Origin of the sequence: Pseudomonas massiliensis (genome assembly GCF_000826105.1) — a bacterium.
GTDB lineage: Bacteria > Pseudomonadota > Gammaproteobacteria > Pseudomonadales > Pseudomonadaceae > Aquipseudomonas > Aquipseudomonas massiliensis.
In genome coordinates, this window is record NZ_CCYK01000006.1 from 795,307 (window position 1) to 816,482 (window position 21,176).

Below are 21,176 nucleotides of genomic sequence, written 5' to 3' on the forward strand. Positions count from 1 at the left end.
TCGTCCTGAGCGTGCCGGGAGTCATGGCTGAGCCGCAGCTGAGCGCCGAAGCCTCCCGCGCGGCTATCACCCAGGTATTGCTGGACACCGCGCCCCTGCCTCCCTGGGCCCTCACCCTGCTTTATGCCTTGGGGATCATGGCGTTCCTGGGGGCCACCGGCTGCCTCTGCCTGGCCCGCTGGCGACGTGAACGCATCGCTCTGGATGCCAGCCCGGTGCGCTACACACCCCTGGAAACACCGGTTCCCTCGACGAAAACGCTTGGCCAGGCCCAGCAAGCCCGGAGGGTCGCCCCACTCGCCGCTGTCGACCTGCTGTACCAGGGCCTACTTTCCAGGCTCGCCACTGATTACCGCCTATCCTGGCCGCCGGGCACTACCGAGACCGAACTGCTGAAGCTGGTCCGGGGCCTGCGCTTGAGTGGTCTGGAAGCCTTCACCCATCACCTTCAGGAGCAGTGGCTCAGGGCACGCTATGCCGGCGTGGCGCCTGACGATGCCGCCTGGGCCCAACTTTGCGAAGGTTGGCGGCACCTTTTCCCCGGCGATGACCCAGCATGAGTCGGGGTTTGCCGAATCACTGGGTCGCTTCGCTATTGGCCGTGGCGGGGGCGGTGCTATTGAGCGCGGCCTGGACCTCGCGCGCGGACGACCCCTTCAGCGCCGGTGCCCGCTTTCTCGAGGTTCAGGGGCTCAAGGTGATTCGGACCCAGGACCTGCAGCCCTTGAGCTTGTATTCGCCCCGCGCCCTGAGCCTGATGCTGCTCGGCAGTCGCGACCAGATGAGCGCCAGCCAGGCGCAGTCTTTGCTGGCCTGGGTCTATGCTGGCGGGCGCCTGCTGGTCAGCGCCCAGGGCCTGCCTTCCCTCAGCCAGAACGGCAACGACCCCTTGCTCGGCCCGCTCAATATTCGCCTGCTCGATGCATACGCCAGCGCGGGTGCCACCCTTTTGCCCGCCCATTCCACCTTGACGGCGCTTTATCTGGAGACCGCAACCCGGCCCATGCTATTGGGTTTCGCCCCAGGCAGGCATCTGGAAGATGCCGACGACCTGGCGCAGTCTTGGGCAAACAGCCCTCAGGGCACGCATATGCTGCAGTTGAACCTGGGCGCTGGCACGCTCACTGTAGTCAGCGATACCGGCCTATGGCGCAACCCTGCCATCGACCAGTTCGACAATGCCTGGTTGCTCTGGTACCTCAACCAGGGGCGTAACGTGGTGCTGCAGTACCGCTCCCCAGTCGGCGGCCTGGCCGAGATACTCGAGCGCTTTCCCCTCACCTTTGGCGTGCTGCTCTGTGCCCTCGGGCTGCTAGGCTGGTGGGCATGGCCTCGCGAGTCCGTGCGGGCACGCCGCAGAGCAAGCATGCCCGCCCTGCCACCCTATCGGACCGCCGGTGGCGAAGCCTTGCTGCAGGGATTGCGTGAAGACCTCCTGCGCCGGGCAGGATACCGCCATCCCCCTTTCGCTCACTGGCCGGTCGCCGCCCAGTGGCAATGGCTGGCCAAGCGCAGCGGAATGTCCACCGCTGACATCGCGCAGGCACTCCAACCCCACCGTGGCAGGGCTCTGAAGCCAGCCGCCTTTCTACGACAGGTTCAACAGTTGAAAGCCATCAGGAATGCCGTATGAGCCTACTACCGCCTGCTGAGGATCACGCCATCCCTGAACAGCCCCCTATGCCGAACGGCATCGACCTGACCACGGCATGGGCGCGGGAAGTGAACATGACTGTAGTAGGCCAGCCTGCCGCCACGGAGGGGCTGCTCGTGGCCTTGCTGGCCGGTGGCCATGTGCTTGTGGAAGGCCCGCCAGGTACTGGCAAGCGTTTGGCAGCCCAAGCCCTGGCGGCTTCCATCGGCGCTGAATTCAGCGAGGCGCCCATGCTGGAAACAGCGGCCGACAGTCTCTCGCACCTACAAAGCGTCTGGGGCCCCGCTTCGGCGCCGACCGGCGAAGTCAGGCTACTGACCGGGCTGCACCAGGCCAGCCCGCGCCTCCAGGCCAGGCTGGGTCATGCTCTGGATAGCGTCGCGGCTGGCTCGCGATCAGGTGGGCCCGGCAACCAGGCGCCTTTCATGCTTGTCGGTAGCCGTCAGCCGGCTGACGTCACCGGCGCGTTTCCGCTCAGCGAAGGCCTGGCCGACCGCTTCACCCTATCGATCACGCTTGATGTCCTGTCCCTGGATGAAGAAGCCCGTCTGGTACGTGAAATTGCCCTGTCGGCGGCTGACAGCATGCTCGAGGTGGCTGCGCCCGAGGCTGTGCTGAACGCTACAGAGGTGGTAACCCTGCGCAGGCGAAGCCGCGAAGTGAAGGTGGCGGACACCCTGGTCACCTATGTCGCGAACATCGTTCGCGCCACACGCTTCGCCCCCTTGCTGGCCACCGGGGCAAGCCCTCGCGCGGCTATCGCACTCATCCGCTGCGCCCAGGCCAGGGCGCTGCTGCAGGGACGAGACTACAGCGTCGCGGACGACGTGAAAGCCTTGGCCGGGGCAGTGCTGAGCCACCGCGTCCGCCTGGCCGACGCGCCACGCCTGGATGGGCTGTCCCTGCGGCAAGTATTGAGCGAACTGCTCGATCAGGTCGCGGCACCCCGCCCATGAGAATGTCGGAATGATCCGGCCAAGGGGTCGGGTTTGCCTGCTAAGCGCGGCCATCGGCTGCCTGGCCCTGGCAGGCGAAGCCGGGGCGATGTCCATGCCTGGTTGGGCCGCAGCGCTGGCAGGCTTGGTTGCGCTGGCCAGCGTGGCCGATCTGCTCCTCGCGGCACGCTATCCGCTGCCGGAAATCCGTCGGGAGCTGCCGCCTCATCTCCCCCACCAGCGTCCGACGCCGATCAAGGTGCATCTGGCCAACCCCCAGCGCAGCCGGCTGCACCTGCATTTTCAGGAAAGGCTGTCCAGCCGGGCCGTGGCCGAGCTGAAGCCGGCCTCCCAGCGGATCGTCGTGCCTGGCGGACACAGCGCGACCTTTCACTACCAACTGACGGCCAGGAGCCGCGGCCTCTTGCTGTTCGATCGTTGCCAGTTGTATGTCAGCGGCCCCTTGGGCCTGTGGAGCCTGCGCCGTTACCTGAGCCTGCCTCAGCGGACCCTGGTCGGCGCGGATCTGGACCAGTTGGGGACCCTGGCCCGCGCTGGAGGCGAGCAGGCGTTGACTGCCTCCCTGGAGCCGGAGCCCGGCGTGCAGACAATGTCGGCGAACGAACTGGTGATCTGGCTGGATACTCCGCCCAGCCTGGCCAGCGCGTGGGACGGGGTCAAAGGGCTGGATCAGGCAAGGGACATCGCCATGACAGTCGCGGACTTGGCACTGAGCCTGGGCGGACGTTGTGGACTGCAACTCGATCCTGGTCAGCGGCGCGCAGGCCTGGCTTCAGCCGGAGGTCCGGCGCAATTGCAACGATTGTATCGCCGTCTGGGCGAAGTGCAGCCAAGCGCCCAGCCCAACGACCCGATGACAGCCATACAGAGTCTGTTGCAACGCTGCGGGCCCGGTAGTCAGGTGCTATGGATCACCCGGCTCTCCTTCGATACGCTTGCCTTGATTGCCCCGCTCAAGCAACTGGCGTCAGGTCGTCGGCTATTGATCGCCGACCTGCTGGATGAACGGCTGGCCTCAGAGCTCGAGCAACCATTGCACGATGCTCGGACAGCCCAGGCTTATTGCCTGGCCAGGCAGGCTCAGGGGCAACGAGACAGGGCGCATGAACGCCTGGCCAGCGTGGGCCTGGAAGTATACAGCGGCGTTGCCGGGCAACTGACCCAGGCGGTCATCCGTTGGTACGCCCGGACGGCCTCGGGCGCGGAGTGGAATGGACAATCCGCGCCTCAGGCCGAGGCGCTCATGGGCAGGAAACTGAAATAACGTCGCAGCGCGCCCACCAACTGTTCATATTCGACCGGCACCTGCAAGAGCATGAAGCCGGAATCGTAGTAGCCGGGAGTAGCATCCTCCTGACACCAGAGGCAACTGCCGGTGAGGTTGATCAGTTGCAGTTCGCCGTCGTGGGCGGGCACTTTCAACTGCAGCTCGAAATCCGGGCCCACCAAGAGCGGTACCGTGCTGATCAGCATCAGGCCGGACTCGGAAACGTTGCCGAGATAGCCGATCGGACGATCGGTATAACGGTTGTACACCTTCAGGTAGTACGGCAACTGATGCCGCTCTATGCGTCGTTCGATATACATGGCCGGTTCACTGTTTCCTCGCCCTATTATTGGGACTGACGCGGGTCGGCTAAAGTGCCTTCAGGTTCACAGCTTAACTCAAAGTACGCGCAGAGCCAGCGCGCCGGCGGCGGCGCGCACCCGTGCAATATCATATCGCCATGTGCCAGTGTCCAAGGGCCGTTCAACGGCCAGCGGGCTGCGCCAGGGGAACGGCCGCCGATGGGTAATGGCCCAACTGTTGAAGGGTGTCCAGGCGTGCCTTGGCACGGAAGGCATACTCGCTGCCCGGGTACTGATAAATGATGAACTGGTAAGTCTGGGCCGCATCCGGGAACAGGTTCTGGCGCTCCAGGCACTGCCCCCGAAGCATGGCGCTTTCCGGCCGTATGTACGGACGCGCCCTGCTTTTACGGTCTACCTGGGACAATTCGAGCATGACCTTCTGGCAATCGCCGGCGTCATATGCGCGGTAAGCGCTGTTCAGGTGCTGGTCCATGGACCAGCGGGTGCAGCCAGCCATGGCGGCCAGCACAGTGATCACAATGAGCGTTCGCATGGAAACCTCCCTTAACGTGTCAGCTGTATCGGCCACGGCCTGGATTTCTTCAATGCCACGCACCGCCGCATCGTGCTCAGGTAGTGCACGCTGCCCATGACTACAGCGCAATTGAGGAGTAGCCTTTCCTCGCGCGTCAACCAAGGAGCCACTGCATGACCGTACGCCGTACAAAAATCGTCGCCACCCTGGGCCCTGCCAGCAATTCGCCCGAGGTCCTTGAGCAACTGATTCTCGCCGGGCTCGACGTTGCTCGTCTCAACTTCTCTCACGGCACTCCGGATGAACACAAGGCGCGCGCTCGCCTGATCCGTGACATCGCCGCCCGCCATGGCCGCCATGTCGCGCTCCTGGGCGACCTGCAGGGGCCGAAGATCCGTATCGCCAAATTCGCCAACAAGCGGATCGAGCTCAAGGTAGGCGACCCCTTCACCTTCTCCACCAGCCATCCGCTGACCGAAGGCAACCAGCAGGTGGTCGGCATCGACTACCCGGATCTGGTCAAGGACTGTGGCGTGGGCGACGAGCTGCTGCTCGATGATGGCCGCGTAGTGATGCGTGTCGAGCGCGCCGACGCCGACGCCCTGCACTGCATCGTGATCGTCGGTGGCCCGCTGTCGGACCACAAGGGCATCAACCGTCGCGGCGGCGGCCTGACCGCGCCGGCGCTGACCGAGAAAGACAAGGCGGACATCAAGCTCGCGGCCGAGATGGAGCTGGATTACCTCGCCGTTTCCTTCCCGCGCGATGCGGCCGATATGGAATACGCCCGGGAGCTGCGCGATGCGGCCGGCGGCACCGCCTGGCTGGTGGCCAAGATCGAGCGCGCCGAAGCGGTTGCCGATGACGAAAGCCTCGATGGCCTGATTCGCGCCAGTGATGCCGTCATGGTGGCCCGTGGTGACCTGGGCGTGGAAATTGGTGACGCCGAGCTGGTGGCCATCCAGAAGAAGATCATCCAGCACGCCCGCCGCAACAACAAGGCGGTGATAGTCGCGACCCAGATGATGGAGTCGATGATCCAGAACCCCATGCCCACCCGCGCCGAAGTGTCCGACGTGGCCAACGCCGTGCTGGACTACACCGATGCCGTGATGCTATCCGCCGAAAGCGCCGCGGGTGCGTACCCCATCGAGGCCGTGCAGGCCATGGCGCGGATCTGCCTGGGCGCCGAGAAGCACCCCACCAGCAAGAAATCCAGCCACCGCCTGTACACCCAGTTCGACCGTTGCGACGAAAGCATCGCCCTGGCGGCCATGTACACGGCCAACCACTTCCCCGGCGTGAAGGCGATCATCGCGCTGACCGAGAGCGGCTACACCCCCCTGATCATGTCACGCATCCGTTCTTCGGTGCCGATCTTCGCCTTCTCCCCCCATCGGGAAACCCAGGCGCGGGTAGCCATGATGCGTGGCGTCTATACCGTACCGTTCGACCCTTCCGCCCATGAAGTGGGCAAGGTGAGCCAGGCGGCGGTGGACGAGCTGCTCAAGCGTGGCCTGGTGGAAGCCGGTGACTGGGTGATCCTGACCAAGGGTGACAGCTACCACACCATCGGCGGCACCAATGGCATGAAAATCCTTCACGTGGGCGACCAGCTGGTCTGACCCGAGGCAACCTTGCCCGGGGGCTCGCCCCGGGCTTTTGCCAAGATGCTTCTGTTTGCCAGGCCTTCTTGTTACTGTGGCTCGTTTTTCAGACGATCCCTCAACAGGAAGGCCTCAATGACCGTCGCTGCGCTTGCCCAACTCCTCAAACAGCACGAAAGCGCCATTCTCGATCAGTGGATCGCGGCCCAGCGCCAGGCCGGCATCCGCTCTGACCTGATCGACGACCGCACCATGGTGGAAAACTCCGGCGACCTGCTCAAGGCGTTCGTTCGCGCGGTGGCCGAAGGCGGCGACCAGATTGCCGCGGCGGCCTGGGCCCCGGTGCGCACCTTGCTCGAACGCCTCTCCCAGGCGCAAAGCCGCCAGGGCTTCACGCCCAGCGAAACCGCCACCTTCGTATTCTCGCTGAAAGAGCCTTTGTTCGCCCTGGCCAACCAGGAAGGGCCAGAGGGCAACGCCTTGCAGCCGCTCATCAGCCGCCTGCTGGACCGCCTTGGCCTGTACAGCATGGAACACTTCATGGCCGGCCGCGAACAGGTGATCCGCGAACAGCAGGAAAGCATGCTGGAACTCTCCACCCCGGTGGTGCAGCTGTGGCAGGGCGTGCTGGCCGTCCCCTTGATCGGCTCGCTGGACAGTAACCGTACCCAGGTGGTGATGGAGGCGTTGCTGGAAAAAATCGTGGAAACCGAATCGGACATCGCCATCATCGACATCACGGGCGTGCCTACGGTCGACACCATGGTCGCCCAGCACCTGATCAAGACCATCACCGCCGCCAAGCTGATGGGCGCGCGCTGCATCATCAGTGGTATCCGCCCACAGATCGCTGCCACCATCGTGCACCTTGGCGTCGAACTCGGCGATGTCATCACCAAGGCATCGCTGGCCGATGCCTTCCAACTGGCCCTCAAAGAGCTGAACGTTCGCCTCGTCAGCGCCACGTCACGCTGAGGTTTCCTATGGTCGACAAGATTCCGATTCTCAAGATGGGGCGCTACCTGTTGCTCAGCATCCAGGTAGACATGCACGACCAGCTGGCCATGGACCTTCAGGAAGACCTGACCGAACAGATCGTTCGCCACAGCGCCAGAGGCGTGCTGATCGACATCTCTTCCCTGGAAATCGTGGATTCGTTCATTGGCCGCATGCTTTCCCACATCGCCAACGTGTCGCGCATTCTCGACGCCAAGGTAATAGTGGTGGGCATGCAGCCGGCGGTAGCCATCACCCTGGTGGAGCTGGGCTTATCGCTGCCCGGAATCGCCACCGCGCTCAATGTCGAGAAAGGCATGGGCTGGCTGGAAAAGAACGTGAACGATGATCTGGTCGCAGAGGTCGAGAGTGACGAAGACAGAGACACTCCCGCTGAAACAGGAAACTGACATCGTCGTTATCCGCCAGCGTGTACGCAAGGCCGCCGAAGAGGCCCGCCTGGGCTTGGTGTCCCAGACCAAGATCGTAACCGCCGCCAGTGAGATCGCGCGTAACGCGCTCATCTACGGCGGAGGCGGCGAATGCCTGCTCGAACGCACCCTGCGCGAAGGCCGTCCGGCCGTGCGCCTGGTGGTGGCGGACCAGGGGCCGGGCATCATTGACCTGGACCAGGCAATGGTAGACGGCTATACCTCCGGCAACGGACTGGGCCTGGGCCTGAGCGGCGCGCGTCGCCTGGTGGACCATTTCAGCATCCAGAGCGCCGCAGGCGCAGGTACTACCGTGGAATTGTGGAAATGGAAGTAGACAGCCAGGCCTGTAGCCTGGCCATTGCGGTCACCGACCTCGCCCATGTGGATGCGGCCCGCCGGGCCATCGTGCGCCAGGCAAGCTTACTCAGCGGCGACGAAGAGCTCCTGGGCAAGCTCACCCTGGTGGTACAGGAACTGGGGCGTAACCTGGTGCTGCACGGCGGTCATGGCCAGCTGGTCTATCGGCAGGGTAGCGACGGCTTGCGCCTGCTGGCCATCGACAGCGGCGCGGGCATGGCCAATGTTAGCCAGTGCCTGACCGACCACTATTCTTCCATCGGGACCATGGGGGTGGGGTTGGGGTCTGTCCGGCGCCTGGCTGACCATTTCGACATCTTTTCCCAACCCGACCAAGGCACGGTGGTGTTCGCTGGGTTCGACCTGCGGCCCGGGCCGGCCGACCTCAGCCATGGCGCTGTATGCCTGCCCTACCCGGGGGAAACCGTGGCGGGCGATGCCTGGGCCGTGAAGGGGCGGCGGCTGATGATCTGCGATGGCCTCGGCCATGGCCACGCCGCCAACGCGGCCAGTACGCGGGCACGGGACGTATTCATGGGCCATGACCCCGCCCACCCCCTTGAACAGCTGATGGGGCACCTGCATACGGCCCTGATGCCCACCCGCGGAGGCGCTGTCGGGATCGCCGAGATCAAACCGGAGGCGCGGCAAGTACTGTATTGCGGCATGGGCAATATCGCCGGGCTGATCCTGGGGGAGAAAAACCGCGCGATGATGTCCGCGAACGGCACCGTCGGCTACCGCATGGGTCGAACCCATACCTTCTCCTACCCCTGGGACCGCGGCAACGTGCTTATTCTCACCAGTGACGGGATCAAGACCCGATTGGACACCCATCTCTACCCAGGCCTGGCCGTGCGTCACCCGGAAGTGATCGCCGGCTTGCTGAGCCGGGACTTTCGCCGTCACAACGACGACTCCACCGTACTGGTGGCCCGAATTGACTGAGCTTCGTCGGCTGACCAGCCTACAGATTCAAGCGGAAACAGATGTGGTCGCATGCCGTCAATGCGCCAAGCAGATCGCGGGCTGGCTAGGCCTTGCCCCCCTGGACCAGATTCGCTTCGCCACTGCGGTATCGGAGTTGGCACGCAATGTCTACCAGTACGCCGGCAGCGGCGCGTTTCACTTTTACCTGGAGCGTGACGCTCGCGGCCTGGCAGTGGCGATCATGTTCGATGCCATCGACCATGGGCCGGGGATATCTCAGCTACCCCAGGTGCTCGACGGCAGCTACGTCTCGCCGACGGGCATGGGAGTCGGCATGCTGGGTGCCCAAAGGCTGTTGGACTACTGGAAAGTGGACACTGGGCAGAACGGCACCCATATCCGAGGCGGCAAGGCCGTACACCCCGCCCTGCCCTTCCCCGATGTTGAAAAGATCGAGGCCTTGCGGCGCACCCTCGCCAGTGGTGGCTTCGCTGACCCCTTCGTGGCCCTGCAGGAACAGGGCTCGGAGCTACTGCTGACCACCGCGGAACTGCAGAGCAAGCAGAAAGAACTCGAAGCCACCAACCTGGAGCTGGAAACCACCAACAAGGGGGTGGTGGCGCTTTACTCGGAACTGGAGAAAACCGCCCAGGAACTCACGGATGCCAGCGAGTCCAAGAGTCGCTTCTTTTCCAACATGACTCACGAGTTCCGCACCCCCATCAACATCATCGAGAACATTTCCAAGCTGTTGCTCAATGGCACCGATGGCGAGCTGAACCCCGAGCAGCTCAAGCAGGTTGGCTTCATCGCGGCCGCGGCGGGTGAGCTGGCTGAGATGGTCAATGAACTGCTGGACCTGGCCCAGGCCGAATCGGGGCGCATGGAAGTGGTGCCCACGACCTTCACATTGCAGAGCTTCACCGAGCAATTGCGCCAGTTCACCGCGGCCCTGGCCCTGCGATACCCCCACCTGAGCTGGGACATCATTCCCCTCGACCATCCCGTGATCCTGGAAACCGACCGCAACCGCCTGTTCCAGATCATGCGGAACCTGATCAGCAACGCGTTCAAATACACGCCGATGGGCAACGTCACGGTACGTGTGTTCCAACCCGACGAGCACGCCATCGAACTGCTGGTCGAGGATACCGGCGTGGGTATCTCCGACGAAAACCTGGGGCGCATCTTTGAAGAGTTCGCTCGCATCCGCATGCCTGGCCTTACCCAGGTCCAGGGCAACGGCCTGGGCCTGCCCCTTGCCCAGCGCCTGGCTGTGCTGTTGCGCGGAGAGATACGCGTCACCAGCGTGCCTGGCAAAGGGAGCCGCTTCAGCGTCAGCGTCGCGCGTCATCTGCAGGAAGGTGAAGACGACGCGCTTCCGCTGTCACTCGAAGGGCTCAGCGTGTTGATCATCGACGACAACGAAGGCGACCGCTACCTGCTACGGCATTTGCTCGAGCCTTATAATCCTTTGATCATCGAAGCGAACTCGGCTGGGGACAGCATTGACAAACTTCATGCGGTGCGGCCGGACATCATTTTCCTGGATCTCGAGCTTCCCGACATCTATGGGGCGGACTTGTTGGAAAGCATGGACTGGGCGATGCACGCGCGGGTATTGATCAACACGGCCAAGCCCTTGAACGAGGCTGAGCGTGCCACCCTGGCGAGCCAGAGCGCGGGGGTCTTGCAAAAGGGCCAGCCAGCCTATACCGAATCGGTGCTACGCCATTTGCGCCGCCTTACCGGGGGAATTGCCTGATGCGCACTCGGCGAATACTGATCATCGACGATATGCAAGCCAACCGCTACGTGCTGCGCAAGATCCTGGGCAGCGAAGCGAGTTACGAAGTGCTCGAGGCGAGCAACGGCGCCGACGGGCTGGCACTCATGGATGCCAGCATCGACCTGGTGATTCTGGACATCAATCTCCCGGACATGAGCGGCTTCGAGCTGATTCGGGAAGCCGAGAACAAGCTGGGCAGCGAGCATGTGCCGGCCATCATCAACATTTCCGCCACCTTCATCAGCGGCGCGGACAAGGCCATGGGCTTGAACAAGGGCGCGCGCGCCTATCTGACCCATCCGATCGACGCCGAAGAAATGCTTGCCACCATCGCCAGCCTGGTCAAATCCGACAATCGCCTGGAACGCGTCGAGCGTCGGCGCCAGGTGGCGGTGGCTCGCAGCGAGAGCCTGCGGGCGGAAAAGATCATGCTCGAGCGGTTCATGCGTTCTTTCAGCCACGATCTGCGTTCGCCACTGGCCGCGGCGACCATGGTGGCCGGGCTGATGAAGAAAAACCCGGCTCGGCGCACGGAAGAGCTGCTGCAGATCCTCGAGGACAACCTCAAGCGCATCGACCGCATGATTGGCAATGTGCTGGACATTTCCCACGTGGCCATGGGCGGCGGGATCAAACTAAACGCCGAGACCCTGGTGGTAGGGCCGTTGTTCGAGGAGGCACTGAACAACCTTCGCCTGCAGGTGCCCCAGCCCATCGAAGCCCGCCTGGAAGCGATCGACACCCTGGTCGAATGGGACCGCAACGCGTTTCTTCGCATCCTCGACAATCTGGTGATCAATGCCAGCAAACATGGCATGCCCGACCACACTATCGAGGTCCGGCAATGGCAGCAAGGTAACGAGATTCACTTCAGCGTGAGCAACCAGGGATGCTTTCCGGACGAAGTCCTTTCCAACCTGGCTACCCCCTATTTCATTTCCACGCGCAGCGATACCAAGGGGTGGGGCCTGGGCTTGCCCATCGTGAAGGCGCTCTGTGAGAGCTGCGGAGGGCACGTGGCTTTCGATAACGTCGAAGGCCACGCGCGGGTTCACGTCAGGCTGCCATTGAGCCTGTAGCTTTGTTGGCTACGCAATAGCGCCGTCTGTAGGGGCCGCCGTGTAACGGGCGAAGCCCCCGAACGGGCTTTCACCGCTATGGCGATGAACACCTTCGCGAGCTGCGCCCGTCTCCTACACAAGGTTGCATACCCTGTAGGAGTGGGGCGAAGCTCCCGAACGGGGCTGTCACCGCTATGCGATGCGTACCTTTCGCGAGCTGCGCCCGCCCCCTGCTCAGAGGCCGTCCCGGGCGATGTCCATGGCGAAGTAGGTCAGGATCAGGTCAGCCCCGGCTCTTTTGATCGCGCCCAGGCTTTCCCGCATCACCCGAGCCTCGTCTATGGCGCCAGCAGCCGCGCCGAACTTGATCATGGCGTATTCACCGCTCACCTGATAGGCAGCCAGTGGCAGACGCGAGGCATCGCGGATCTCCCGAATGATGTCCAGGTAGGCCCCGGCCGGCTTGACCATCAACGCATCGGCACCTTCCTGCTCGTCCAGCAGGGATTCACGCACCGCTTCGCGACGGTTCATGGGGTTCATCTGGTAGGCCTTGCGGTCGCCCTTGAGCGCCGTGCCACCGGCCTCACGGAACGGACCATACAGGGAAGAGGCGAACTTGGTGGAGTAGGCCATGATGGACGTCTGGGTGAAACCGGCCGCGTCCAGCGCGGCGCGAATGGCCTGCACCTGCCCATCCATGGCCGCCGAGGGCGCGATGAAGTCCGCGCCAGCCTGGGCCGCCACCACCGCTTGCTTGCCCAGATTGAGCAAGGTCGCGTCGTTATCCACCTGATCGCCATGAACCACGCCGCAGTGCCCGTGAGAGGTGTACTCACAGAAGCAGGTGTCGGACATCACCACCATCTCCGGCACGGTGTCCTTGCAGATCCGCGCCATGCGCGCCACCAGGCCGTCCTCGCGCCAGGTGTCGCTGCCGGTTTCGTCAAGGTGATGAGACACGCCGAAGGTCATCACCGATCGAATCCCCGCGCGGGCGTAGCGCTCGATTTCGCTGGCCAGCCGGGACTCGGGGATGCGATTCACCCCGGGCATGCTGGTGATAGGAACGAAATCATCGATGCCCTCTTCCACGAAAATCGGCAGTACCAGGTCTTCGAGGCGGAACTCCGTCTCCTGGAACACCGAGCGCAGGGCTTCGGAGCGGCGCAGGCGGCGTGGGCGGCTGACGGGGTACAGGTTGCTCATTTCATTACCTTCGTTGATCAACTTACGCGCTCATAGCCGCCGAGTACGCCATGCTTGGACAATACCCACTGCCAGAGCTGTATGTCGCGGGCCCGGAAAGCACCCGCGCAGGATAGGAGATAGTAACGCCACATGCGGAAGAAGCGCTCGCCCATGCGTTCCGCGAACTTGGGCCAGGCCGCTTCGAAGTTGGCGCACCAGGCCATCAGGGTCTTGTCATAGTCGGCGCCGAAATTGTGCAAGTCCTCGGCCACGAACAAGCCATCGATGGCATCGCCGATCTGGCCAATGGAGGGCAGGTCGCCGTTGGGGAAGATGTATTTGTCGATCCATCGATCCGTCGTGCTGTTGCGGTGGTTCTTGCCAATGGTGTGCAGCACGAACAACCCGTCATCCTTGAGGCAGCGGTGCGCGGTTTCCATGTACCCCCGATGGTTCTTGCGGCCAACATGCTCGAACATGCCTACGCTCACGATGTGATCGAACTGCTCGTCCACATCTCGGTAATCCTGCAGGCGAAACTCCAGGGGCAGGTCCGGATAACGCGCCTTGGCCCAATCGCATTGCTCGCGGGAAATGGTCACTCCCACACATTCGACGCCATAGTGTTGAGCGGCGTAGGACATAAAGCTGCCCCAGCCACAACCGATGTCCAGCACGCGCTGGCCGGGCTGCAGGCGCAGCTTGCGGCAGATCAGCTCCAGCTTGGCCTCCTGCGCCTGCTCCAGGTTGCTCGCATCCTTCCAATACCCACAGGTATAGGTCATGCGGGCATCGAGCATGCTTTCGTAGAAGTCGTTTCCGAGGTCGTAATGCTGCTCACCTACCTGCCAGGCACGCTCCCGGTTCTGCAGATTCAGCAGCTTCGCTTTCACGGCGTGGAACATCAACGCAGCGGGGTTCACCATATCCGCCACGCCGGCTCGCAACAGCCGGGCAAAGAACTCGTCGAGGCGCTCGGCGTCCCAGCTGCCGTCCATATAGGCTTCACCCAGGCCCAGGTTACCCTCCGCCAAGGCCCGCTGCGGCACGCTCGCGTCCTTGATGGTCATGTCCCAGGGCTGAACGCCATGCATGCCGATACCGGCCCGTGCAAGCAGCTGCTGAGCGAAGCGCAACGAACTGGAAGCGGATTCAGACGATGAGGCAGAAGCGGGTGAACCAGAAAGCTTGGTATGCATAGCTATCCCCTGTTCAAAACGTTCTATCTGGCGAGTTCTAATCCTGCTGAAGACAGCCGCGGCCGGCCGAGTCGGTGTCTATGCATGGATACCTTGTGGTGGCAAGCGTACCCACTCTTGATCGTAGATGCCGCTAGAGTGCGGCAATTGACCCAATATAGAGTCTTTATCGGGTCAAGCGTAAGGCCACGCCGCCGCTTCGCACAATCCAGGCGGGAGAAAACTACCTTACCGAAGCGGCAACAATAAGCCGAAAACGGCGTCTGCCCGACGATGCGAGGCCTGCCCCACACCATCGGTACACCCTGCGTTACGCTGTCGTCTTCGACGACTTGGCCAGTATTCCATCGGTTCGGAACATCTGGCGGATACCCCGCACGGCCTGGCGAATACGATCCTGGTTTTCGATCAGGGCAAAGCGTACGTGATCATCACCGTAGTCGCCGAAGCCGACCCCGGGCGATACACAGACCTTGGCCTCGGCGAGCAACTTCTTGGCGAATTCCAGCGAACCCATCTCGGCATACGGTTCCGGAATCTTGGCCCAGACATACATGGACGCCTTTGGGTTTTCGACCATCCAGCCGATCTCGTGCAACCCCTTGACCAGCGTGTTCCGGCGCTGCCGATATTGCTCGGCGATATCTCTCACGCACTGCTGGTCACCTTCCAGGGCCGCGATGGCCGCTACCTGCAGGGGGGTGAAGGTGCCGTAGTCATGGTAGCTCTTGATGCGGGCCAGGGCTGACACCAATTCGGGATTGCCCACCATGAAGCCGATCCGCCAACCCGCCATGTTGTAGCTTTTGGACAGGGTGAAGAACTCCACCGCGATATCCTTGGCGCCTGGCACCTGCATGATCGAGGGCGCCTTCCAGCCGTCGTAGACGATGTCCGCGTAGGCCAGGTCATGAACCACCAGCACGTCGTAGCGCTTGGCAAGCTCCACCACTCGCTCGAAGAAGTCCAGCTCCACGCACTGGGCAGTAGGGTTCGACGGGAACCCCAGGATCATCATCTTCGGCTTGGGAATCGACTCCCGGATAGCCCGCTCCAGCTCGTTGAAGAAATCTACGCCAGGCACGAGTGGCACCGAGCGCACCTGAGCGCCAGCGATCACGGCCCCGTAGATATGGATCGGATAACTCGGGTTAGGCACCAGCACGGTGTCGCCCTGGTCCAGGGTGGCCAGCATCAGGTGCGCCAGCCCTTCCTTGGAACCGATGGTAACGATGGCTTCGCTTTCAGGATCGATGTCCACGCCGTAGCGATCGGCATACCAGCGGGAAATCGCCCGGCGCAGCCGCGGGATGCCTCGGGACGTGGAGTAGCCATGGGTGTCTTCCCGCTGGGCCACGCTGACCAGCTTCTCGACGATATGCGGCGGCGTGGCGCCGTCAGGGTTGCCCATGCTGAGGTCAATGATGTCCTCACCGCGACGGCGCGCGGCCATCTTCAGCTCGGCGGTGGTGTTGAAAACGTAGGGGGGAAGGCGATCTATACGCGCAAAGCGGCGCGGCGAACGGAGTTCGGGCATGGTGGTCTCGATATACGTAAGCGCCCGGAACCGTCCGAGCGACGCTGGCCATTGCCTGGCCTAGGGGAACGATAGCGTCCCGCTTCGCTGTGTGTCCAGCGCGCGCCTATAAAAAAACCGGGCCATTCACAGGCCCGGTTCTTTCACCCCATCGCTGCTCAAGGCAGCGCGGAGGTCAGCAGCAGGTCGGCCGACGCTTTGAAGTCCACCGACATCATCACGCTCAAGGCCGTGATGGTGAAGATGGAAAACACGAACAGCTTGCGCGCCCAGACCCGGTCATCGGTAGCCTTGTAACCGGTCCAGGCCATGTACAGCCAGTACATGCCCATTGCAGCGGCCACGGCCATGTAGCTCAGCCCGGCGTAACCGCCGAGGGTAAGCATGAGGGTCGCGAGCACGAAGGCCAGGATGTAGTACAGGATATGCCGCTTGGCCACTGAAATCCCCCGCTCCACCGGAAGTACCGGGATGGAAGCAGCCCGGTAATCGTTGAAGCGGAAAATCGCGATGGCGTAGGAATGCGGCATCTGCCACAAGCTGAACATGACCAGCAGGGTCAGCGCGGCCATGTCGAAGCGCCCCGTCACCGCCACGTAGCCGATCACCGGCGGCATCGCACCGGACAGGCTTCCCACCAGCGTGCCGTGGACCGACTTGCGCTTGAGGTAAAGACTGTACAGGCCCACGTAGATGACGAAACCCGCGAGCCCGCTCAGGGCGGCAAGGGGGTTGGCCAACTTGTAGAGCAGGCCGAGCCCCAGTAGCCCCAGCACGGTCGCGTACGCCAAGGCTACCTTGACCGGAATCAGCCCCTGGACGATAGCGCGGTTGCGCGTGCGCTCCATCTTCACGTCGATGTCACGATCGATGCAGTTGTTGAACGCACAACCCGAGGCGACTACCAGCGAGGTTCCGATCACCGTGGCAAGGAACAGGCCGAGGTCGACATGCCCTTGCGCGGCAAGGAAGAAGCCGCCTGCCACAGAAAGCACGTTACCGAAAATGATCCCCGGTTTGGTGATTTGGATAAAGTGCTTAACGGACATGCGACCTACCTTACTTCGCCAGCATGAAGTGATGGATGCTGAACATGATCCACAACGACAAGCCAACCAGGAACGCGATGATCACGGCCGAGAAGATGAACGCGATCACGTTCCAGCGTTGCTCCGAAGAGCGATCCAGGTGCAGGAAATACACCAGGTGAACGATGATCTGGACCACCGCGAACACCAGGATGATGGCCAGGATGGTGTCCTTGGGCATCGACGGGAACATCACCAGCCCGAACGGAATCACTGTCAGGATCACCGACAGGATGAAACCGATCATGTAGGACTTGAAGCTGCCGTGGCTCGCGCCGCCAGCGGAATGGTTGTTAGCCATTACAGGGCCCCCATCAGGTAAACAACGGTGAACACGCAGATCCAGACCACGTCCAGGAAGTGCCAGAACAGGCTAAGGCAGCTCATGCGGGTCTGGTTGGTGGTGGTCAGGCCGTTCTTGCTGATCTGAGCCATCAGCACAGCCATCCACAGCAGGCCGCTGGAAACGTGCAGGCCGTGGGTGCCCACCAGGGTGAAGAAGGCGGACAGGAAGCCGCTCTTGTCCGGGCCGTAGCCTTCCTTGATCAGGTGATGGAATTCGTTGATTTCCATCGCGATGAAGCCAGCGCCGAGCAGGAAGGTGATGAACAGCCAGGTCATCACGCCGCTCTTGTTGTTCTTGTGCATCGCCAGCATGGCGAAGCCGAACGTGATCGAGCTGAACAACAGCAGGAAGGTTTCGACCAGGACATAGCCCAGCTCGAAGATCTCGTGGCCGGATGGGCCACCTGCAACGTTCCCTACCAGCACCGCGTAGGCGGCGAACAGGCAGGAGAACAGAATGCAGTCTGTCATCAGGTAGATCCAGAAGCCGAAGACAGTCATGCCTCCGGCATCGTGGTGATCGTCGTGCCCATGCTCGTGGCTATGGGCGACTTCACCGTGCAGAACGGTATTAGCCATGGTTCAAACCTTCTCCAACGTGGAGTTCACACGAGTACCGCCGACCACGCCGGCATGGGCGTTGGCCAGTGCGCGTTGACGCTCGCCTTCGATGCGAGCGACTTCGGCCGCCGGCACGTAGTAGTCGATGTCATCGTCGTAGCTGCGCACGATCAGGGTGATGATCATGCCGGCCAGGCCGACAGCGGCTGCCCACCAGATGTGCCAGATCAGCGCAAAGCCCAGCACCAGGCTGAACGCAGCCATGATGAAGCCCATGCCGGTATTGCGTGGCATGTGGATCTGCTTGTAGTCAGCGGCATTGGCGGTCGCCTCACCACGCTCTTTCATGCCCCAGTAGGCGTCCAGGTCCGAAACGGCTGGTACTTCGGCAAAGTTGTAGAACGGTGGTGGCGAAGAGGTGGACCATTCCAGCGTGCGGCCATCCCACGGGTCGCCGGTGACGTCCATGTTCTTCTTGCGATCGCGGATCGAAACGTAGATCTGCAGCAGCTGGAACGCGATACCTGCGGCGACGAACAGCACACCGACCATGGCCACGTAGAACCATGGGGTCCACTCCGGGTTGTCGGTGTGGTTCAAGCGACGGGTCATGCCCATGAAGCCCAGCACGTACAACGGCATGAACGCGAAGTAGAAGCCGACCAGCCAGCACCAGAAGGCGCACTTGCCCAGACGCTCGTTGAGCTTGAAGCCGAACGCTTTCGGGAACCAGAAGGTGAAGCCGGCCAGGTAGCCGAACACGGCACCACCGATGATCACGTTATGGAAGTGCGCGATCAGGAACAGGCTGTTGTGCAGAACGAAGTCGGCGCCCGGTACCGCCAGCAGCACGCCGGTCATGCCACCGATACTGAAGGTGACGATGAAGCCGACGGTCCACAGCATCGGGGTCTTGAACTCGATGCGGCCGCGATACATGGTGAACAGCCAGGTGAAGATCTTCACCCCTGTCGGCACCGCGATGATCATGGTCATGATGCCGAAGAACGCGTTGACGTTCGCGCCAGCGCCCATGGTGAAGAAGTGGTGCAGCCACACGATGAACGACAGCACGGTAATGGCTACCGTCGCCCAGACCAGCGAGACATAACCGAACAGGCGCTTCTTGGCAAAGGTCGAGGTCACTTCCGAGAAGATGCCGAAGGCCGGCAGGATCAGGATGTAAACCTCAGGGTGACCCCAGGCCCAGAACAGGTTGACGTACATCATCGGGTTGCCACCAAGCTCGTTGGTGAAGAAATGCATACCCAGATAACGGTCAAGCGACAGCAGGAACAGCGTGGCGGTCAGGATCGGGAACGAGGCGGCGATCAGGATCGCGGTGCACAGGCAGTTCCAGGTGAACACCGGCATCTTCATCAAGGTCATGCCTGGGGCACGCATCTTGAGGATGGTGACGATGAAGTTCACGCCGGTCAGCAGGGTGCCCAGGCCGGAGATCTGCAGCGACCAGATGTAGTAGTCGACACCGACGCCAGGGCTGTATTGCAGGCCCGAAAGTGGCGGGTAGGCCACCCAGCCGGTCTTGGCGAATTCGCCGACCGCAAGGGAGATGTTGACCAGCAGCGCGCCCACCACGAACAGCCAGAAGCTGACGGAGTTCAGGAACGGGAAGGCAACGTCGCGAGCGCCGATCTGCAGCGGAACCACGATGTTCATCAGGCCGATCATGAAAGGCATGGCCATGAAGATGATCATGATCGTGCCGTGAGCGGTGAAGATCTGGTCGTAGTGCTCAGGTGGCAGGTAACCGGTGGAACCGGCCACCGCCATGGCCTGCTGGGAACGCATCATGATGGCGTCGGCAAAGCCGCGCAGCAGCATGATGAGCGCCACGGCGATATACATCACGCCGATTTTCTTGTGGTCGACAGAGGTGAACCACTCTTTCCAGAGATAGCCCCACTTCTTGTAGTAGGTGATCGCCGCGAACACCGCAGCCCCGAGCACGGCAACGACGGCGAGGGTCACCATCACTATCGGCTCGTGGAAGGGTATCGCTTCCAGAGTTAATTTACCGAACATCTTTTACTCCTCTGCCCCAGCAGCTGAATTCTCACTTACTTCCTTACCTTCCTTGCCAAGCACACCCTTCTCGCGCGCCCCGTGGCCAGCGCCCATGCCTTCATACTTGTCGATGATGGTCTGGAACAGCTCAGGCGTAGCCGAGGAATACAAGGTGACAGGGTTCTTTTCGCTTGGTTTGGCCAGTGCTGCGTATTCGGCCGAATCAAGCTTCTTCGGTGAATTGCGTACTTCGCTCACCCAGGCGTCGAAGCCTTCCTGGGTGGTGGCTTGTGCCTGGAAAGTCATGCCGGTGAAGCCAGCCCCGCTGTAGTTCGCGGAGATGCCCTGGTAGTCGCCCTGCTCGTTGGCGATCAGGTGCAGTTTGGTCTGCATGCCCGCCATGGCGTAGATCTGGCCACCGAGCGCCGGAATGAAGAAGGAGTTCATGACCGCGTCGGAAGTGATCTCGAAGCTGACCGGGGTATGCGCCGGGAAGACGATCTTGTTGACCGTGGCGATGCCCTGCTCCGGATAGATGAACAACCATTTCCAATCCAGCGCCACGACCTGGATGCGCACCGGCTTGACTTCGGAATCCAGCGGGCGGTAAGGGTCGAGGTGGTGAGTCGAGACGTAGGTCACGTACCCCAGGATGGCGATGATGATCAGGGGTACGCCCCAGACCACGGCTTCGATCTTGGTGGAGTGTGCCCACTCAGGGGTATAGGTGGCATTGCGATTGGATGCGCGATATCTCCAGGCGAACCAGAACGCCATGACGATCACCGGGATGACCACCGTGAGCATCAGGCCGAACGCGAGGAGAATCAGGTTTCTCTCGTCGATGCCCACCTGTCCCTTTGGATTGAGCAGGGTCCAGTCGCACCCACTGAGAAAAAGCATGCCGAAAAAGGGCAATATGCCAAACAGTCTGGGGTAACGCTTTTTACTCATCTCACGACCTCTAAAGCTTGCTTCAATGCAATGTGTGTTGTGATCGCCAACACTTCGTCCTGCCAAGCGTCAGCATTTTTCGTTATCGAAACCTGAAACCTGGAACAGCCATGGCTGAAGCAGGCCACCTGTGTCGCAGTGCTCAAATTGCTTTGACTCGTCGGATTATAGGCAAGTCGCCAAATCGCGCCCTTATTCCTTCAGGACTCTCGCGTGAACCCGTCGGAACGACACCGTGAAGGGTAGACAACCGGATACCGCCGACGCCTCGCCGGACTGAAAAAAAAGGCGAATGCCTTGATTTCAAAGGCCCGGAGAGGGGGGCCATACGGAAATTGCCGCGATTGTAGTGAGCTAGCCCCACGATGAATATGACTTATAT

General features: G+C 62.0%; 21 protein-coding genes. 11 read left to right on the forward strand and 10 right to left on the reverse strand.

From position 1 onward, the window contains the following. The first annotated feature begins 23 nt into the window (after nucleotides 1-23). From BN1188_RS09685 to BN1188_RS09700, 4 genes are read left to right on the forward strand one after another with little or no spacing between them, the layout of a single operon-like run. Nucleotides 24-560 carry a DUF4129 domain-containing protein gene (locus tag BN1188_RS09685; protein ID WP_157395812.1) on the forward strand — a complete coding sequence of 179 codons (537 nt, stop codon included), beginning with the start codon at nucleotides 24-26 and terminating at the stop codon, nucleotides 558-560. After that, complete coding sequence (locus BN1188_RS09690) at nucleotides 557-1,633, forward strand: DUF4350 domain-containing protein (protein WP_040261186.1); 1,077 nt, start codon at nucleotides 557-559, stop codon at nucleotides 1,631-1,633. The genes BN1188_RS09685 and BN1188_RS09690 overlap by 4 nt, the downstream gene beginning before the upstream one ends. Continuing rightward, nucleotides 1,630-2,610, forward strand: coding sequence for an AAA family ATPase (locus BN1188_RS09695; protein WP_040261187.1), 981 nt, complete (start codon nucleotides 1,630-1,632; stop codon nucleotides 2,608-2,610). Before BN1188_RS09690 ends, BN1188_RS09695 begins: the two co-directional genes overlap by 4 nt. 10 nt (nucleotides 2,611-2,620) lie before the next feature. Further along, nucleotides 2,621-3,874 (forward strand): DUF58 domain-containing protein, encoded by a 1,254-nt coding sequence (locus tag BN1188_RS09700; RefSeq protein WP_040261188.1) that lies wholly within the window; start codon nucleotides 2,621-2,623, stop codon nucleotides 3,872-3,874. Here the strand turns inward: BN1188_RS09700 and BN1188_RS09705 are convergent. Together BN1188_RS09705 and BN1188_RS09710 are read right to left on the reverse strand one after the other, a co-directional pair. After that, on the reverse strand, nucleotides 3,838-4,197 hold the full coding sequence (locus BN1188_RS09705) for a PilZ domain-containing protein (RefSeq protein WP_040261189.1): 360 nt from the start codon (nucleotides 4,195-4,197) through the stop codon (nucleotides 3,838-3,840). The two genes, BN1188_RS09700 and BN1188_RS09705, sit on opposite strands and share 37 nt — an antisense overlap. Before the next feature lie 163 nt (nucleotides 4,198-4,360). Then, a complete protein-coding gene (locus BN1188_RS09710; protein ID WP_040261190.1) occupies nucleotides 4,361-4,735 on the reverse strand; it encodes a tol-pal system YbgF family protein in 375 nt (124 codons plus the stop codon). A gap of 155 nt (nucleotides 4,736-4,890) precedes the next feature. Between BN1188_RS09710 and pyk the strand changes: the two genes are divergently transcribed. The 7 genes from pyk to BN1188_RS09745 all read left to right on the forward strand — a co-directional run bounded on the left by pyk (nucleotide 4,891) and on the right by BN1188_RS09745 (nucleotide 11,909). Next, nucleotides 4,891-6,342: a pyruvate kinase gene (gene pyk / locus BN1188_RS09715; protein WP_040261191.1), complete on the forward strand. Its 1,452-nt coding sequence runs from the start codon at nucleotides 4,891-4,893 to the stop codon at nucleotides 6,340-6,342. 117 nt (nucleotides 6,343-6,459) lie between these two features. Continuing rightward, nucleotides 6,460-7,299: an STAS domain-containing protein gene (locus tag BN1188_RS09720; RefSeq protein ID WP_040261192.1), complete on the forward strand. Its 840-nt coding sequence runs from the start codon at nucleotides 6,460-6,462 to the stop codon at nucleotides 7,297-7,299. An 8-nt stretch (nucleotides 7,300-7,307) separates the two neighbouring features. Then, the gene (locus BN1188_RS09725) at nucleotides 7,308-7,730 is read left to right on the forward strand and encodes an STAS domain-containing protein (protein ID WP_040261193.1); all 423 of its coding nucleotides are present in this window, start codon (nucleotides 7,308-7,310) and stop codon (nucleotides 7,728-7,730) included. Then, nucleotides 7,690-8,088 carry an ATP-binding protein gene (locus tag BN1188_RS09730; RefSeq protein ID WP_232430911.1) on the forward strand — a complete coding sequence of 133 codons (399 nt, stop codon included), beginning with the start codon at nucleotides 7,690-7,692 and terminating at the stop codon, nucleotides 8,086-8,088. The genes BN1188_RS09725 and BN1188_RS09730 overlap by 41 nt, the downstream gene beginning before the upstream one ends. Next, entirely contained in the window at nucleotides 8,079-9,059 is a 981-nt protein-coding gene (locus BN1188_RS09735; RefSeq protein WP_040261194.1) for an ATP-binding protein, read from the forward strand. The genes BN1188_RS09730 and BN1188_RS09735 overlap by 10 nt, the downstream gene beginning before the upstream one ends. Further along, nucleotides 9,052-10,806, forward strand: a complete 1,755-nt coding sequence (locus BN1188_RS09740; RefSeq protein ID WP_040261196.1) for an ATP-binding response regulator — start codon at nucleotides 9,052-9,054, stop codon at nucleotides 10,804-10,806. The genes BN1188_RS09735 and BN1188_RS09740 overlap by 8 nt, the downstream gene beginning before the upstream one ends. After that, nucleotides 10,806-11,909: an ATP-binding response regulator gene (locus tag BN1188_RS09745; protein WP_040261197.1), complete on the forward strand. Its 1,104-nt coding sequence runs from the start codon at nucleotides 10,806-10,808 to the stop codon at nucleotides 11,907-11,909. Before BN1188_RS09740 ends, BN1188_RS09745 begins: the two co-directional genes overlap by 1 nt. A gap of 216 nt (nucleotides 11,910-12,125) precedes the next feature. On the opposite strand, the gene hemB is transcribed toward BN1188_RS09745, so the two are convergent. The 8 genes from hemB to cyoA all read right to left on the reverse strand — a co-directional run bounded on the left by hemB (nucleotide 12,126) and on the right by cyoA (nucleotide 20,794). Next, a complete protein-coding gene (gene hemB, locus BN1188_RS09750) occupies nucleotides 12,126-13,100 on the reverse strand; it encodes a porphobilinogen synthase (RefSeq protein WP_040261455.1) in 975 nt (324 codons plus the stop codon). 17 nt (nucleotides 13,101-13,117) lie between these two features. Continuing rightward, nucleotides 13,118-14,281, reverse strand: coding sequence for a cyclopropane fatty acyl phospholipid synthase (gene cfa, locus BN1188_RS09755; RefSeq protein ID WP_084596193.1), 1,164 nt, complete (start codon nucleotides 14,279-14,281; stop codon nucleotides 13,118-13,120). Nucleotides 14,282-14,591: 310 nt separating this feature from the next. Then, entirely contained in the window at nucleotides 14,592-15,818 is a 1,227-nt protein-coding gene (gene alaC / locus BN1188_RS09760) for an alanine transaminase (RefSeq protein ID WP_040261199.1), read from the reverse strand. Between the two features lie 158 nt (nucleotides 15,819-15,976). Further along, nucleotides 15,977-16,867, reverse strand: a complete 891-nt coding sequence (cyoE, locus tag BN1188_RS09765; RefSeq protein ID WP_040261200.1) for a heme o synthase — start codon at nucleotides 16,865-16,867, stop codon at nucleotides 15,977-15,979. Between the two features lie 10 nt (nucleotides 16,868-16,877). Beyond that, entirely contained in the window at nucleotides 16,878-17,207 is a 330-nt protein-coding gene (gene cyoD, locus BN1188_RS09770) for a cytochrome o ubiquinol oxidase subunit IV (protein WP_040261201.1), read from the reverse strand. Further along, nucleotides 17,207-17,830, reverse strand: a complete 624-nt coding sequence (locus BN1188_RS09775; protein ID WP_040261202.1) for a cytochrome o ubiquinol oxidase subunit III — start codon at nucleotides 17,828-17,830, stop codon at nucleotides 17,207-17,209. Before BN1188_RS09775 ends, cyoD begins: the two co-directional genes overlap by 1 nt. 3 nt (nucleotides 17,831-17,833) lie before the next feature. Beyond that, the gene (gene cyoB, locus BN1188_RS09780; RefSeq protein WP_052469223.1) at nucleotides 17,834-19,858 is read right to left on the reverse strand and encodes a cytochrome o ubiquinol oxidase subunit I; all 2,025 of its coding nucleotides are present in this window, start codon (nucleotides 19,856-19,858) and stop codon (nucleotides 17,834-17,836) included. Nucleotides 19,859-19,861: 3 nt separating this feature from the next. Beyond that, entirely contained in the window at nucleotides 19,862-20,794 is a 933-nt protein-coding gene (gene cyoA / locus BN1188_RS09785; RefSeq protein WP_040261203.1) for a ubiquinol oxidase subunit II, read from the reverse strand. Nucleotides 20,795-21,176 lie beyond the last annotated feature (382 nt).